The organism is Cognatiluteimonas weifangensis (genome assembly GCF_003416885.1).
Classification (GTDB): Bacteria; Pseudomonadota; Gammaproteobacteria; order Xanthomonadales; family Xanthomonadaceae; genus Cognatiluteimonas; species Cognatiluteimonas weifangensis.
The window spans coordinates 60,359-74,152 of the sequence record NZ_QVPD01000007.1 but is presented as its reverse complement, the minus strand read 5'-3'; the positions used below and the strand labels follow the sequence as shown (position 1 = coordinate 74,152).

At 71.3% G+C, this 13,794-nt stretch carries 11 protein-coding genes and 2 pseudogenes; 8 read left to right on the top strand and 5 right to left on the bottom strand.

Going from position 1 to position 13,794, the window contains the following annotated elements:
* The first annotated feature begins 72 nt into the window (after positions 1-72).
* Positions 73-890: pseudogene (locus D0Y53_RS08195) on the top strand (NUDIX hydrolase).
* Positions 887-1,738 (top strand): sulfurtransferase, encoded by an 852-nt coding sequence (locus tag D0Y53_RS08190; protein WP_117202737.1) that lies wholly within the window; start codon positions 887-889, stop codon positions 1,736-1,738. Before D0Y53_RS08195 ends, D0Y53_RS08190 begins: the two are co-directional and overlap by 4 nt.
* Before the next feature lie 186 nt (positions 1,739-1,924).
* Here the strand turns inward: D0Y53_RS08190 and D0Y53_RS08185 are convergent, their stop codons facing one another.
* Positions 1,925-2,686, bottom strand: coding sequence for an enoyl-CoA hydratase/isomerase family protein (locus D0Y53_RS08185; protein ID WP_117202736.1), 762 nt, complete (start codon positions 2,684-2,686; stop codon positions 1,925-1,927).
* Positions 2,683-4,248: a DUF4139 domain-containing protein gene (locus D0Y53_RS08180; protein ID WP_147319043.1), complete on the bottom strand. Its 1,566-nt coding sequence runs from the start codon at positions 4,246-4,248 to the stop codon at positions 2,683-2,685. Before D0Y53_RS08180 ends, D0Y53_RS08185 begins: the two co-directional genes overlap by 4 nt.
* A 38-nt stretch (positions 4,249-4,286) precedes the next feature.
* On the opposite strand from D0Y53_RS08180, the gene D0Y53_RS08175 reads away from it, so the two are divergent.
* Complete coding sequence (locus D0Y53_RS08175; protein ID WP_233511713.1) at positions 4,287-4,754, top strand: copper chaperone PCu(A)C; 468 nt, start codon at positions 4,287-4,289, stop codon at positions 4,752-4,754.
* A gap of 72 nt (positions 4,755-4,826) precedes the next feature.
* Here D0Y53_RS08175 and D0Y53_RS08170 read toward each other — a convergent pair whose 3' ends face one another.
* Both D0Y53_RS08170 and uvrA read right to left on the bottom strand, forming a co-directional pair.
* On the bottom strand, positions 4,827-5,252 hold the full coding sequence (locus D0Y53_RS08170; RefSeq protein ID WP_117202734.1) for an acyl-CoA thioesterase: 426 nt from the start codon (positions 5,250-5,252) through the stop codon (positions 4,827-4,829).
* Positions 5,209-8,128 (bottom strand): annotated as a pseudogene (uvrA, locus tag D0Y53_RS08165) (excinuclease ABC subunit UvrA); the annotation flags it as partial. The pseudogene uvrA and the gene D0Y53_RS08170, both read right to left, overlap by 44 nt.
* Positions 8,129-8,662: 534 nt before the next feature.
* Here uvrA and rplU point away from each other — a divergent pair.
* From rplU to obgE, 3 genes are all read left to right on the top strand, one after another.
* Positions 8,663-8,980 (top strand): 50S ribosomal protein L21, encoded by a 318-nt coding sequence (gene rplU / locus D0Y53_RS08160; protein WP_117202732.1) that lies wholly within the window; start codon positions 8,663-8,665, stop codon positions 8,978-8,980.
* 12 nt (positions 8,981-8,992) lie between these two features.
* Positions 8,993-9,253 (top strand): 50S ribosomal protein L27, encoded by a 261-nt coding sequence (gene rpmA, locus D0Y53_RS08155; protein ID WP_117202731.1) that lies wholly within the window; start codon positions 8,993-8,995, stop codon positions 9,251-9,253.
* A gap of 174 nt (positions 9,254-9,427) precedes the next feature.
* On the top strand, positions 9,428-10,516 hold the full coding sequence (obgE, locus tag D0Y53_RS08150) for a GTPase ObgE (protein ID WP_117202730.1): 1,089 nt from the start codon (positions 9,428-9,430) through the stop codon (positions 10,514-10,516).
* A gap of 82 nt (positions 10,517-10,598) precedes the next feature.
* Here obgE and rpsT read toward each other — a convergent pair whose 3' ends face one another.
* The gene (gene rpsT, locus D0Y53_RS08145) at positions 10,599-10,868 is read right to left on the bottom strand and encodes a 30S ribosomal protein S20 (protein WP_117202729.1); all 270 of its coding nucleotides are present in this window, start codon (positions 10,866-10,868) and stop codon (positions 10,599-10,601) included.
* Between the two features lie 134 nt (positions 10,869-11,002).
* Between rpsT and murJ the strand changes: the two genes are divergently transcribed.
* Both murJ and D0Y53_RS08135 read left to right on the top strand, forming a co-directional pair.
* Complete coding sequence (gene murJ / locus D0Y53_RS08140; protein WP_386724222.1) at positions 11,003-12,661, top strand: murein biosynthesis integral membrane protein MurJ; 1,659 nt, start codon at positions 11,003-11,005, stop codon at positions 12,659-12,661.
* A 91-nt stretch (positions 12,662-12,752) separates the two neighbouring features.
* Entirely contained in the window at positions 12,753-13,742 is a 990-nt protein-coding gene (locus D0Y53_RS08135; RefSeq protein WP_117202727.1) for a bifunctional riboflavin kinase/FAD synthetase, read from the top strand.
* Positions 13,743-13,794 lie beyond the last annotated feature (52 nt).

The window sequence follows — 13,794 nt, the reverse complement described above, 5'->3', positions numbered from 1 at the left end:
AGCCGCCTTCCGGCACGTCCAGAACCCGGCCGCTACAATGGCCGGGTTTTTTATTGTCTTGCCGTGCCCGGGATGACTTCCAGCTTCAGCGCCGTCCTCAGCCCCTGCATCGGCCTCTGCCGCCTGGGTGCGGACGGCCTGTGCGAGGGTTGCCGCCGCAGCGCCGCCGAGATCGCGGCCTGGTCGCGGATGGGCGACGAACAGCGGCTGCGCCTGCTGCAGGAGCTGCCGGCACGCGCGGCCGCCGCGACTTCCCTCGAGGGCTCGTGATCATCCTGCCGCCGGGGTTGCGACAGATACAGGCGGCCCTGCATCCGCTGGCCGCCATTCCGCAGCGGACGGCCTGGAACCTGGACGAGGTAGCCGACCTGCTGCCTGCGACCGCACCGGTCGCGGCCGCGGTGCTGGTCGGCCTGGTGCCGCGCGGGCAGGGCACGCAGGTCCTGCTGACCCGGCGCACCGACGCGTTGCGCCATCATGCCGGGCAGGTCAGCTTTCCCGGCGGGCGGATCGAGCCTTGCGATGCCGACGCCGGCGCCGCTGCGATCCGCGAGACCGGCGAGGAGGTCGGCCTGGCGCAGTCGCAACTGGCGCCGCTGGGCTGGCTGGATCCGCTGGCCACCATCACCGGTTTCCGGGTGCTGCCGCTGGTCGCGGTCGTCGCCCCGGACTACGTCGCGCACCCGGATGCGCGGGAGGTGGCCGAGGTATTCGAGGTGCCGCTGGATTACCTGATGGCAGCGGACAACCTGCGCAGCGTGCGCCTGGACTGGCACGGACGGCCGCGCACGGTGCTGGAATTCGTCAACAGGGACAATCCGCAGCGGCGGATCTGGGGCGCGACCGCTTCGATCCTGTACAACCTGCGACAACGACTGGAGAACGCATGATGGCCGGATGGACCACGCTGGTGCAGGCCGAGACCCTGTCGATCGCGCTCGGGCGCGCGGACCTGGCGATCATCGATTGCCGCTTCTCGCTGGCCAACCCCGGAGCCGGCGAGCTGGCCTACCAACAGTCGCATCTGCCCGGCGCCGTCTACGCGCACCTGGACCGCGACCTGTCCGACCATCGCAAGCGCGACCAGGGCCGGCATCCGTGGCCGGAGGCGGCCGACTTCACCGCCCGGCTCGGCGTCTGGGGGATCACCCCGCAGCACCAGGTCATCGTCTACGACGACGGCGACGGCGCCCTCGCTGCGCGTGCGTGGTTCATGCTGCGCGCCCTGGGCCACGAGAAAGTGGCGGTGCTCGACGGCGGCTGGGCGCGCTGGACCGGCCGCGGGCTGCCGGTGGACAGCCGCATGCCTGCGCCGCCGGCGGCGCGCTACGTCGCGCAATTCGATGCCGGTCGCCTGCTCGATGCCGGCCAGGTGCAGGCACGGCTGGCTGCGGGCGAGCTGCTGATCGACGCGCGCGCGGCCGACCGCTTCCGCGGCGAGAACGAGCATCTGGACCGCATCGCCGGGCACGTGCCCGGTGCGCGCAACCGGCCCTACGCCGACAACCTGGTCGACGGCCGTTTCAAGACGCCGATCCAGCTGGCGGAGGAATTCCGTGCCCTGCTCGGCGCGCACGCGCCGACGCAGACGATGGTGATGTGTGGCAGCGGCGTCACCGCCTGCCATCACCTGCTGGCGATGGAGCGCGCCGGGTTCAAGGGCGCGAAGCTGTTCACCGGATCGTGGAGCGGCTGGATCGCCGACCCCACGCGCCCGGTCGCGACCGGCGCGGCCTGAGTGCATTGCCCGCGGGAGCGGCCGGTGGTCAGGGGCGGCCGCCGATAACTTGTCGGCGCGGCCGGTGGTTTGCAGGAGCGGCGTCAGCCGCGGTGGCATCGGCGCCTGCGCCCCCAAAAGCTCGCGGCCGAGGCCGGCCCTGCGGTCGTCGGTTCCGGGATGCGACCCGCCGCCGGGCGGCGGGCCTCACTTGCCGAGTTTCGCCACCAGCGCGCGCAGCGCGGCTTGCGCGTCGGGCCCGAACCAGGCGTCGACGAAGCGGTCGAGCTGGATGCGCTCGGGCGTCAGCGCCGCGACCAGGTCGGTGCGCGCGATCTGCCGCGTCACCAGCATCGGTTGCCGCGGCAGCGCCAGCAGTTGCTCCAGCCAGATGCGGGCGCGGGTGGCGACGTGTTCGACCTCGACCAGTTCGTCGACCAGGCCCAGCGCCAGCGCACGCTCGGCCTCGACCAGCTCGCCCGCGACCAGCAGGCGTTCGGCGCGGTACGGGCCGACCACGCGCCGCAGCAGGTGCTGGATGCCCTCGGGCGCCACCAGCCCGACCCGGGTCTCGTTGAGGCCGATGGCGAACGGCCCACTCGCCATCACCCGGTAATCGCAGCACAGCGCCAGCACGCAACCGCCGGCCGGTGCGTGGCCGTCGATCGCGGCCACCACCGGTACCGGCGCCTGCGCGAGCGCGCGCGCCGCCTCGAAAAAGCCTTCCCAGGCCGCGCGCAACGCCGCGCGGTCGTCGCCCAGCGCCACCAGATAGGGGACATCGAGCCCGGCCGAGAACACCTTCGGCCCGCCCGCCAGCACCAGGCCCTGGGCGCCGGCGTCCACCGCCGCGGCGACCGCCGCGACCAGGTCGGCGCACAGCTGCGGGTCCAGGGCATTGACCGGCGGTCGCGCCAGCCGCAGTTCGCGCACCGCGCCGTGATCGATGGTCTGCACCAGCCCGGTCATGGCGTCACTCCTTGCGGCCAGCGGTAGCGCACGGTGTAGGTCAGCACGGTTTTGCCGCCGGCCGCGACCGGCAGCGCGAACTCGACGCGCTGCGCGTCGCGCCGTTTCGCCGGCACGCTGCTGGCGACGATGTCCCAGTCGCTCCAGCGCGGCAGCGGTTCGACCACGGTGACGGTGGCGTCGGTTTGCCTGGCGTTGCCCACGGTGACGGCGAAGGCTTCGGTCATGCTGCGGCCGGCGCGATCGACATTGAAGGCCCGGCGCGCGCGCGTGGCGGTCAGGTCGAAGGCGCTGCCGACTTCCAGGTGGATGTCGGCGCCCTCGGGCGTGTGCGCCAGTTGCGATTCTCCGAGGAAATCGGCGCCGTCGAACACGCGCACGCGCCCGGCCGGCAGCGGGCGGCCGAGGCCGGCGGCCTTGGTGTTGGCGAAGGAAACGGTCGCCTGCACCGGTTGCGGGCCGGTCTCGTCGTTGTAGCCGGGATCCAGCAGCGGCTGCGGCGGTTGCCAAACGTTCGTGCGCGGCGCGGTCTCGTAGGCGCGTGCGCAGGCCACCGCCGGCAGCCGCGCGAACAGCGGCACGCGCTCGATGGCGCCATCGGCCAGGGTGGTGCGGGCCGGGATCGGGTAGGCGTGGTATTCGCCGGAAGTGCGCGGTTGCGGTAGCGGCGGGGCTGCCATCGTGCGGGCATCCGCGGCGGTCTCGAACATCACCGGCGATTCCCCGCGCACGCGGTTGGGCACGCCCGCCACCAGCGTCAGCGCCGCATCCGGGAAGCCGATGCCGGAGCGGTTGGCGACCAGCGCGGCGCCATCCAGCGACAGCCGGCATTCGCTGCCGGGTGCCAACACCGCGAGGTATTCGGCGCGCCAGGCCAGGCCGCCGGTGGGGTAGGACAGGGTAAAGCGGGCGTCGCCGGCGCGCTGCGCCTGCACCTGCCAGCGCAGCGTCGGTTCGGCCGCCGGCTGCCGCTCGGCATCGAGCAGGCTGAAGCTGTCGTACTCGCGGATGACCTTGGTGCGGCCGTCGGCCAGGGCGAGGGTGAGGCCGTTGCCGGCCGCGACCAGGACGCCGCTGTCGCTCTGTTTGGCGCCGCCGGAGGTGTGCTCGACCGCGACCCGCTGCCCGAGCGCGACCGCGATCACCGCGGCGGCGTTGGCGGGCGCGGCCAGATAGCGCTGGCCCTGGATCGCGACGCCGGCATCGGCCGCGCGCAGCGATACCGCGGCGATGTCGAGCGCGCGCGGCAGGTGGCCGAGGGTGATGGTGTTGGCGCCGGCCTTGAGGCCGTAGTGCAGGGTGCTGTCGACCAGGGCGTAGCCGGGCATGTCGGCCGCCGGCGCGCCGCCGCGCGCGGCGAGGGTCTCGTAGTCGCCGCTGTAGACGGTCAGGCGGGTGGCGTTGGCGTCGGTACTGTCGGCCTGATTGCCCGCCGCCGGCGCGGGCCTGGCGGGCGCGGCGGCCGGTGCCGCGGCGTCGGGCGCAGGCGAGGGCGAACAGGCGGCGAGTGCGCACGCCAGCAGCGCCAGCGGCAAGGGGCGCGTTGTCAGGGGCGATGGCATCGACAGCTCCGGCAATGGCTTGTCGCTATCATAGGCCGATGAACATGACTCGCGCCGCGCTGCCGTGGTTGGCCCTGGGCCTGGCCCTGGCGTCGCTGGCGGCCTGTGCCGGCGAGTGCACGCCGCAGGTGCGCGAGGGCTGGGTGCGGATGCCGCCGGGCCCGATGGCGTCGGCGACGATGCCGATGCTGGCCGGCTACGGCCGCATCGACAACGCCTGCGCGACGCCGGCGACGATCGTGTCGGTGACCAGTCCCGCGTTCGCCGACGCCTCGCTGCACGAGACCCGGCTCGTGGACGGGATCAGCCGCATGCGCGCGGTGCCGGCGCTGCGCATCGCCCCCCGCAGCGCGGCCGTGCTCGAGCGCGGCGGCCTGCACCTGATGCTGATGCAGCCGCGCGCACCGCTGCGGTCGGGCAGCAAGGTCGCGGTCGAGTTCAGGCTGCAGGACGGGCGGACGCTGCGGGGCGAATTCGAGCTGCGCGGGGAAACGGCGGCAGAGTGAAATTTCGCGATCTGATCGTGCGCCCGGCTGCCGGTTGCCCGGCACGAAATTCACCCTGATCCGGTTTCGCTTTTACCCACCCAGCTCGCGGACCGCTTCCGGCAGCGCCACCGGCTGGCCGCTGGCGCGGTCGATCCACACCATCACCACGTGGCCGTCGGCATGCAGCGTCGTGCCGTCGGCCGCGACGATGCGGTGGCCGATGGTCACGCTGGTGCTGCCCACGCGTTCGACGAACAGTTCCACCACGATCTGCGACGGGTAGGCGATCGGCCGCCGGTAGTTGATCTGCACCGCCGCCAGCAGCGGCGCGGTGGCGTCGCTCATCCACGGCTTGCGCAGGCTCGCGAACCATTGGATCCGCGCTTCCTCGAGGTAGGTGAGGAAATTGGAGTTGTTGACGTGGTCGAACGCGTCCAGGTCGCGCCAGCGCGGCGCGATCGGCAGCCGGAACAGGGCGGGCCGGGGGGTCGCGACTTGCGGGTCGTGGTCGCTCATGCCGCGGACTTCCGCTTCGCCGGTTTGGCGTCGAGTCCCAGCGTCCGCGCCAGGAACCGGCCGGTCCAGGACTGCGGCATCTTCGCCAGTTCCTCCGGCGTGCCGCGGGCGATGATCTGGCCGCCGCGATGGCCGCCCTCCGGGCCGAGGTCGACCACCCAGTCGGCGGTCTTGATCACGTCCAGGTTGTGCTCGATCACCACGATCGTGTTGCCGTCGTCGCGCAGCTTGTGCAGCACCGTGAGCAGGTGCTCGATGTCGTGGAAGTGCAGGCCGGTGGTCGGCTCGTCGAGGATGTACAGGGTGCGGCCGGTGTCGCGGCGCGAGAGTTCCTTCGACAGTTTGACCCGCTGCGCCTCGCCGCCCGACAGGGTGGTCGCGCTCTGGCCGAGCTTGATGTAGCTCAGGCCCACGTCCACCAGCGTCTCCAGCTTGCGTGCCAGCGCCGGCACCGGCTCGAACAGCTTCAGCGCGTCCTCGACCGTCATCTCCAGCACGTCGTGGATGCTGAAGCCCTTGTACAGGATCTCCAGCGTCTCGCGGTTGTAGCGCTTGCCGTGGCAGACGTCGCAGGGCACGTACACGTCGGGCAGGAAGTGCATCTCGACCTTGATCAGGCCGTCGCCCTGGCAGGCCTCGCAGCGGCCGCCGCGCACGTTGAAGGAGAAGCGCCCCGGCGCGTAGCCGCGCGCGCGCGCTTCCGGCACCTGCGCGAACAGCTCGCGCAGCGGGGTGAACAGGCCGGTGTAGGTGGCCGGATTGCTGCGCGGCGTGCGCCCGATCGGCGACTGGTCGATGGCCACGACCTTGTCGAACAGGTCCAGGCCCTCGATCTCGCGGTACGGCGCCGGCTTGTGCGAGGCGCCGTTGATCTCGTTGGCGGCCAGCGCGTACAGGGTGTCGTTGATCAGGGTCGACTTGCCGGATCCGGACACGCCGGTGATGGCGGTGAACAACCCGGTCGGGATCTCCAGGTCGACGTCCTTGAGGTTGTTGCCCGAGGCGCCGAGCAGCTTCAGCACCATCTTCGGATTGGGCTTGTGCCGCTGCCTGGGGATCTCGATCCGGCGCTTGCCGCTGAGGAACTGGCCGGTGACCGAGCGCGGCGCCTTCAGCACCGCGGCGTAGTCGCCCTGGGCGACGATTTCGCCGCCGTGCACGCCGGCGCCGGGGCCAACGTCGACGATGTGGTCGGCCTGCCGGATCGCGTCCTCGTCGTGCTCGACCACGATCACGGTATTGCCCAGGTCGCGCAGGCGCACCAGGGTGCCGAGCAGGCGCTCGTTGTCGCGCTGGTGCAGGCCGATCGACGGCTCGTCGAGCACGTACATGACGCCCACCAGCCCGGCGCCGATCTGCGAGGCCAGGCGGATGCGCTGCGCCTCGCCGCCGGACAGGGTGTCGGCCTTGCGCTCCAGGGTCAGATAGTCCAGGCCGACGTCGACCAGGAAGGTCAGCCGTTCGCGGATTTCCTTGACGATCTTGGCCGCGATCTCGCCGCGCCAGCCGGGCAGCTGCAGGCGGCCGAAGAACGCCAGCGCCTCGTCGATGGGCAGCACCACGATCTGCGGCAGCGCGGTGTCGCCGACGAACACGTTGCGCGCGCTGCGGTTCAGGCGCGCGCCGCCGCAGTCGGGGCAGGGGCGCTCGCTGATGTACTTGGCCAGTTCCTCGCGCACCGCCACCGACTCGGTTTCCCGGTAGCGGCGCTCCAGGTTGGGCACGATGCCCTCGAACTTGTGCCGGCGCTGGCTGCGGCCGCCGGCGTCGGTGAGGTAGCTGAAGACGATCTGCTCGCCATCGCTGCCGAACAGCACGGCCTGGCGCACGCTTTCCTCCAGCTCCTGCCACGGCGTGTCGACGCTGAAGCCGTAGTGCCGGGCCAGCGAGGCGATCAGCTGGAAATAGTAGGCGTTGCGGCGATCCCAGCCGCGCACGGCGCCGGCGGCGAGCGACAGTTCCGGATGCACCACCACGCGCGCCGGATCGAAGAACTCGCTGATGCCCAGGCCGTCGCAGCTCGGGCAGGCGCCCATCGGCGCGTTGAAGGAAAACAGCCGCGGCTCCAGCTCCGGCAGCGCGTATTCGCACACCGGGCAGCTGTACTTCGACGAAAACAGCAGCGGCTCGACGGCCGGGTCGTCCAGCGCCTGCACCGAGGCCATGCCGTCGCCGAGCTTGAGCGCGGTCTCGAAGCTTTCGCTCAGCCGCTGCTTGAGGTCTTCGCGAACCTTGAAGCGGTCGATCACCGCCTCGATCGTGTGCTTGACCCGCAGCGCCAGCGGCGGCACCGCGTCGATCTCGTACAGCGTGCCGTCCACCCGCACGCGGACGAAGCCCTGCGCGCGCAACTGTTCGAATACCTGCGCGTGCTCGCCCTTGCGCTCGCGCACCACCGGCGCCAGCAGCATCCAGCGCAGCCCGGCCTTCGCCGGGTCCTGTTCCAGCGCCAGCACCTGGTCGACCATCTGGCTGACGGTCTGCGCCGCCAGCGGGTAGCCGTGGTCCGGACAGCGCGGGATGCCGACGCGGGCGTACAGCAGGCGCAGGTAGTCGTAGATCTCGGTGATGGTGCCGACGGTGGAGCGCGGGTTGTGCGAGGTGGATTTCTGCTCGATCGAGATCGCCGGCGACAGGCCCTCGATATGGTCGATGTCGGGCTTTTCCATCACGCTGAGGAACTGCCGCGCGTAGGCCGACAGCGATTCGACGTAGCGGCGCTGGCCCTCGGCATAGATCGTGTCGAAGGCGAGCGAGGACTTGCCGGAGCCGGACAGGCCGGTGATCACGATCAGCTTGTCGCGCGGCAGGTCGAGGTCGATGTTCTTGAGGTTGTGCGTCCGCGCGCCGCGGATGCGGATGAAGTCCATCGCCATCGGAGGAATCGGGCCTTGGCTGCGGGGGAGGCCGGCTGGCGGAAGCGCGCAGCCGAACCCAAGGAGCGTAACGAGCCGCCGATCTGGGGGCAAACCGGGGCGTACGCCAGCCTGCCCGCCCGCCGTCGCAGGGCTGGCGACCCGGCCTCGTTCAGCTTCGCGCCGATCACTGGTGGCTGGTGGCTGGAGGTGCGGCCTGCCTGCCTTCGGGGCGAATGTCCCCCGGCATCCGCCTCCGGCGGCTGCCTCCTCCTTTACTTCGCCCCGAAGGCAGGCAGGCCGCACCCTCAACACGGCGGCTCATGAGCGGACAGCCGGGAACGCCGGGTGAGGGGGCTGGGGCGAAGTCAAGGAGGATCTCGTGGCTGCAGGCCGCGGCCGGGGGACACTCGCGTCCGGCACCCCCTGCCCGGCGCGGCCATGACCAAGTTGCTCCAAACCACTGAAACCACTACAATTCCGCTTCTGCCCGCCCTCGAAGGCGGTCAGGCCATAGAAGAACTACAGAAGATCCACGAATCAGGAACCGCAAACATGTACGCAGTACTGGTCACCGGCGGCAAGCAATACCGCGTGATGGAAGGCGAAACGCTGCGCGTCGAGCTGCTCGATGCCGAAGCCGGCAGCGAGGTCAAGTTCGACAACGTGCTGCTGCTGGGCGACGGCGACGGCATCAAGGTCGGCGACGCGCTGCAGGGCGCCAGCGTCTCGGCCAAGATCGTCGGCCACGGCCGCGCCGACAAGGTCCGCATCGTCAAGTTCCGCCGCCGCAAGCACCATCGCAAGCAGATGGGCCACCGGCAGCATTACACCGAAATCCAGATCACCGGCATCGCCGGCGGCAGCAAGTAAGGAGCAGCAGTCATGGCACACAAGAAGGCTGGCGGTTCGACCCGCAATGGCCGCGACTCCAATCCGAAGTACCTCGGCGTGAAGATCTACGGCGGCCAGGCGATCGAGGCCGGCAACATCATCGTGCGCCAGCGCGGCACCCAGTTCCATCCGGGCCCGGGCGTCGGCCTGGGCCGCGACCACACCCTGTTCGCGCTGGTCGACGGCACCGTCGAGTTCGCGACCAAGGGCCCGAAGAAGCGCCGCACCGTCAGCGTGGTCTCCGCCGCCTGACCGGCGCCGCCGCGCCGCGAGAGGCCCCGCTTCGGCGGGGCTTTTCGTTTCCGGGCGGGGCCCCCGCGCCGGGAATCCGGGATCCGGAGGTGCGCGGTTCCCGGTTTCCTCCGCCCGCTCGCTAGACTGGCGGTGTCCCCGACCCCGCTCCCGAATCCAGATACCGGCCCCGCCATGAAACTCGTCGACGAAGCCGAAATCACCGTCATCGCCGGAAACGGCGGCAACGGCTGCGTGGGTTTCCGCCGCGAGAAGTTCATCCCGCTCGGCGGCCCGGACGGCGGCGACGGCGGCGATGGCGGCGACGTCTGGCTGCAGGCCGACGAGAATCTCAACACCCTGGTCGACTTCCGCCATCAGCGCACGTTCCGCGCCCAGCGCGGCGAGAACGGCATGGGCAGCCAGATGTACGGCAAGGGCGGCGCCGACAACGTGATCGCGGTGCCGGTCGGCACGGTGGTGGTCAACGTCGACACCGACGAAATGATCGGCGACCTGACCCGCCATGGCGAGCGCCTGCTGGTGGCGCGCGGCGGCAAGGGCGGGCTGGGCAACATGCACTTCAAGAGCTCCACCAACCGCTCGCCGCGGCAGTCCACACCAGGTGGCGAGGGCGAGCAGCGGGTGCTCAAGCTGGAGCTGAAGCTGCTGGCCGATGTCGGCCTGCTCGGCTTCCCCAACGCCGGCAAGTCGACCTTCATCCGCGCGGTCTCGGCGGCGACGCCCAAGGTCGCCGACTACCCCTTCACCACCCTGTATCCGAACCTGGGCGTGGTCAGCGTGGAGCCGCACCGCAGCTTCGTGATCGCCGACATTCCCGGCCTGATCGAGGGCGCGGCCGACGGCGCCGGCCTGGGCGCCCGGTTCCTGCGCCACCTGCAGCGCACGCGGCTGCTGCTGCACCTGGTCGACATGGCACCGATGCCCGGCGGGGTGGAAGGCGTGAGTCCGGCCGAGCAGGTGCGCGCGATCGAGCGCGAACTGGGAAAGCACGACCCGGAGCTGCTGCGCAAGCCGCGCTGGCTGGTGTTCAACAAGGCCGACCTGATGCTCGCGGACGAGGCGCAGGCCGCGGCCGGGGCGATCGTCGCCGAACTCGGCTGGGAGCAGCCCTGGTACGTGGTGTCGGCGATCGCGCGCGAGGGCACCTGGCCGATCATGCGCGAGGTGCAGGCGTTCCTGGACCGGCTGCGCGAGGAACGGCTCGAGGCGCAGGCCGAAGCGCAGGCCGGGCAGCCGCGGGGCGAGGCCGATGCCGTCTGAGGCGCGGCCGTCCGAAGCGCGGGCGCCGGCAACAAAAAACCCGGCGTGCGCCGGGTTTTTCGGTACAGCCGGAAGCGGGGCTTCAGGCGGCCTTGAGTGCCTTGATGCGCGCGCTCAGGCGGCTCTTGTGGCGGGCGGCCTTGTTCTTGTGGATCAGGCCGCGGGCGCTGAAGCGGTCGAGGATCGGCTGGGCGACGGCGAACGCGGCCTGGGCGCCGGCGGCGTCGTTGGCGTCGAGCGCCTTGAGCACCTTCTTCACGGCGGTGCGCAGCATCGAACGCTGGCCGGCGTTGCGGGCATTGCGCACGACGGTCTGCTTGGCGCGCTTCTTGGCGGACTTGATGTTGGCCACGAGGAAATCCTGGAAACTGGGATAGGGACGGTCGGGAATGGGGCGGGTGCCACGGGTTTTGCCCCGGGCAGACCGGAAAGTATGGGCGATTCATGGACTTGCGTCAACAACCAGGCCGCCCCGGCGGAGCCGCGTTGAGCGCCGCCGGCCCCGGCCCGGAACCGTCTGCGGCGGCGGCGCCGCGGGTCGGCCTGCTGCGCTCCACCGCGGTGTTCAGCGCGATGACCTTCCTCTCGCGCATCACCGGCCTGGTGCGGGACCAGGTCTACGCCGCGGTATTCGGCGCCAGCCCGATGATGGACGCCTTCGTCGTCGCCTTCCGGATCCCCAACTTCATGCGCCGGCTCTCGGCCGAGGGCTCGTTCTCGATGGCCTTCGTGCCGGTGCTGGCCGAATACAAGGCGCGCGGCGACCACGCCGCGGTCAAGGCGCTGGTCGACCGCGTGGCCGGGACCCTGGCCGCGTTCCTGCTGGTGCTGACCGCGGCGGCGGTGCTGGCCGCGCCGTGGATCATGCCGGTGTTCGCGCCCGGCTTCGGCACCGAGACCGAGCAGGGCCGGCTGGCGGCGGAGCTGTTGCGGATCACCTTCCCGTATGCCCTGTTCATCTCGCTGGCGGCACTGGCCGGCGGCATCCTCAACAGCTATGGGCGGTTCGCGATCCCGGCGCTGTCGCCGCTGCTGATGAACCTGTCGATGATCGCCGCGGCGCTGTGCGTGGCGCCGTACCTGGCCGAGCCGGTGAAAGCGCTGGCCTGGGGCGTGTTCGTGGCCGGCATCCTGCAACTGGGGTTCCAGCTGCCCTCGCTGCAGCGGCTGGGGCTGCTGCCGCGCCCGCGCTGGGGCGTGGCCGACGCCGGGGTGCGCAAGATCATGCGGCTGATGGTGCCGACGCTGTTCGGCGCTTCCGTGGCGCAGGTCAACCTGCTGCTCAACACCATCATGGCCTCGTTCCTGATCGGCGGCAGCGTGACCTGGCTGTACTACACCGACCGGCTGCTGGAATTCCCGCTGGGCATGTTCGGGGTCGCCATCGGCACGGTGATCCTGCCGCACCTTTCCGGGCGCCACGCCTCGACCGATCCGCAGGGATTTTCCCGGGCGCTGGACTGGGGCTTCCGGCTGTGCCTGCTGATTGGCGTGCCGGCCTGCCTGGGCCTGATCCTGTGCGCCGAACCGTTGATCGCGACCTTGTTCCAGCACGGCAACTTCACCGCGCACGACACCCGCATGAGCCGCCTGAGCCTGGTGGCGCAGGCGACCGCGGTACCGGCGTTCCTGCTGGTGAAGGTGCTGGCGCCGGCGTTCTATTCGCGCCAGGACACGCGCACGCCGGTGAAGGCGGCGGTGGTGGCGGTCGCCGGCAACCTGTTGTTCACCGTCGCCCTGCTGGCGGCGCTGCTGCTGTGGACCGAGCCCGGACGCGCCGCGCTGGCGGCCTCGGACGGACGCGCGTTCGATGCCCTCGGCCGGGTGTCCGGCGCGCACGCCTGCCTGGCGCTGGCGATCGCGTTGGCCGGCTGGCTCAACGCGGTGCAGCTGTGGTGGTACCTGCGGCGCGCGGCGGTGTACGCGGTGCAGCCGGGCTGGCGCCGGTTCCTGCGGCAACTGGCGGTGGCCGCGGTCGGCATGGTCGCGGTGGTGCTGGCGTTGCTGTGGCTGTGGCCGGACTGGACCACATGGCCGTGGTGGCAACGCGCGTGGCGCCTGGCGGTGGTGGTCGGCGCCGGCGCGCTCGCCTATGCCGCGTTGTTGTGGCTGCAGGGCATCCGCCCGCGCGACCTGCGACATTGAGCCGCCCCGGCCCCGGCAGCAGGGGCGCGGCTATACTTTTCGGCCGCTCCTCTGCAAAGGCCCGCCACGGCAGGGCCGTCCACCCATCCGCATGAATCTGTTCCGCGACGTCGACGGCGGGCTCCTGTGCCCGCAGGGCAGCGTGGTCTGCATCGGCGCCTTCGATGGCCTGCACCTGGGCCACCAGGCGTTGCTGCGGCACGCCGCCGCGTGTGCGCGGTCGCTCGGCGTACCGCTGGTGGCACTGACCTTCGAGCCGTTGCCGCGCGAATTCTTCGCCAGGCCGATGCCATCGCGGTTGCTGCTGCCGCGGGCGAAGGTGCTGGGCTTGCGCGCGCTGGGCGCGGACGTCGTCGGATTGCTGCGCTTCGATGCACGGCTGGCGGAAATGAGCGCGGAAGCCTTCGTGCGCGGGCTGCTGCTCGAACGCCTGCGCGTGCGCGAGGCCTGGGTCGGGCCCGGTTTCCGGTTTGGCCAGCGCCGTGGCGGCAACCTGGCGACGTTGCAGCGGCAGGGCGCGCGCCACGGCTTCGCGGCGGGCGAAATCGCGCCGGTGCTGCTGGACGGCGAGCGGGTCTCCAGCACCCGCATCCGCGCCGCGCTGCAGGCGGGCGACTTTGCGGGCGCCGCGCGCCTGCTGGGGCGTCCGTACGCGATCGGCGGCCGCGTGGTGCGCGGGCGCCAGCTCGGCCGCGCGCTCGGCTTCCCCACCGCCAACCTGCGCTTCGGCGGCAAGCGGCCGCCGCTGTCGGGGATCTTCGCCACCCGCGTGCACGGCGTCGCCGCGCAGCCCTGGCCGTCGGTGTCGAGTTTCGGCACGCGCCCGACCGTGGCCGGGGTCGAGCCGCTGCTGGAGGCGCATCTGTTCGACTTCGACGGCGACCTGTACGGGCGCCGGATCGAGGTCGAGTTCGTCGCCCGACTGCGCGACGAGGAAACCTTCGACGGCCTGCCGGCGCTGGCGGCGCAGATGCAGCGCGATGCCGCGCAGGCGCGTCGTATCCTCGCCCAAGAACACGCGTCCGCATCTCCCGGTGCGGACATTCCACGAGCAGCATCGCAACGACAGGCAACAGCGTGAGCGCAGATTCCGCGACCGACAGCAACCGTTACAAGGCCACGATTCATCTGCC

Excerpts from the sequence above, each read along its gene's own strand:
- D0Y53_RS08190 (WP_117202737.1), top strand. The coding sequence starts at position 887 with ATGATGGCCGGATGGACCACGCTGGTGCAGGCCGAGACCCTGTCGATC.
- D0Y53_RS08185 (WP_117202736.1), bottom strand. The coding sequence starts at position 2,686 with ATGACCGGGCTGGTGCAGACCATCGATCACGGCGCGGTGCGCGAACTG.
- D0Y53_RS08180 (WP_147319043.1), bottom strand. The coding sequence starts at position 4,248 with ATGCCATCGCCCCTGACAACGCGCCCCTTGCCGCTGGCGCTGCTGGCG.
- D0Y53_RS08175 (WP_233511713.1), top strand. The coding sequence starts at position 4,287 with ATGAACATGACTCGCGCCGCGCTGCCGTGGTTGGCCCTGGGCCTGGCC.
- D0Y53_RS08170 (WP_117202734.1), bottom strand. The coding sequence starts at position 5,252 with ATGAGCGACCACGACCCGCAAGTCGCGACCCCCCGGCCCGCCCTGTTC.
- rplU (WP_117202732.1), top strand. The coding sequence starts at position 8,663 with ATGTACGCAGTACTGGTCACCGGCGGCAAGCAATACCGCGTGATGGAA.
- rpmA (WP_117202731.1), top strand. The coding sequence starts at position 8,993 with ATGGCACACAAGAAGGCTGGCGGTTCGACCCGCAATGGCCGCGACTCC.
- obgE (WP_117202730.1), top strand. The coding sequence starts at position 9,428 with ATGAAACTCGTCGACGAAGCCGAAATCACCGTCATCGCCGGAAACGGC.
- D0Y53_RS08135 (WP_117202727.1), top strand. The coding sequence starts at position 12,753 with ATGAATCTGTTCCGCGACGTCGACGGCGGGCTCCTGTGCCCGCAGGGC.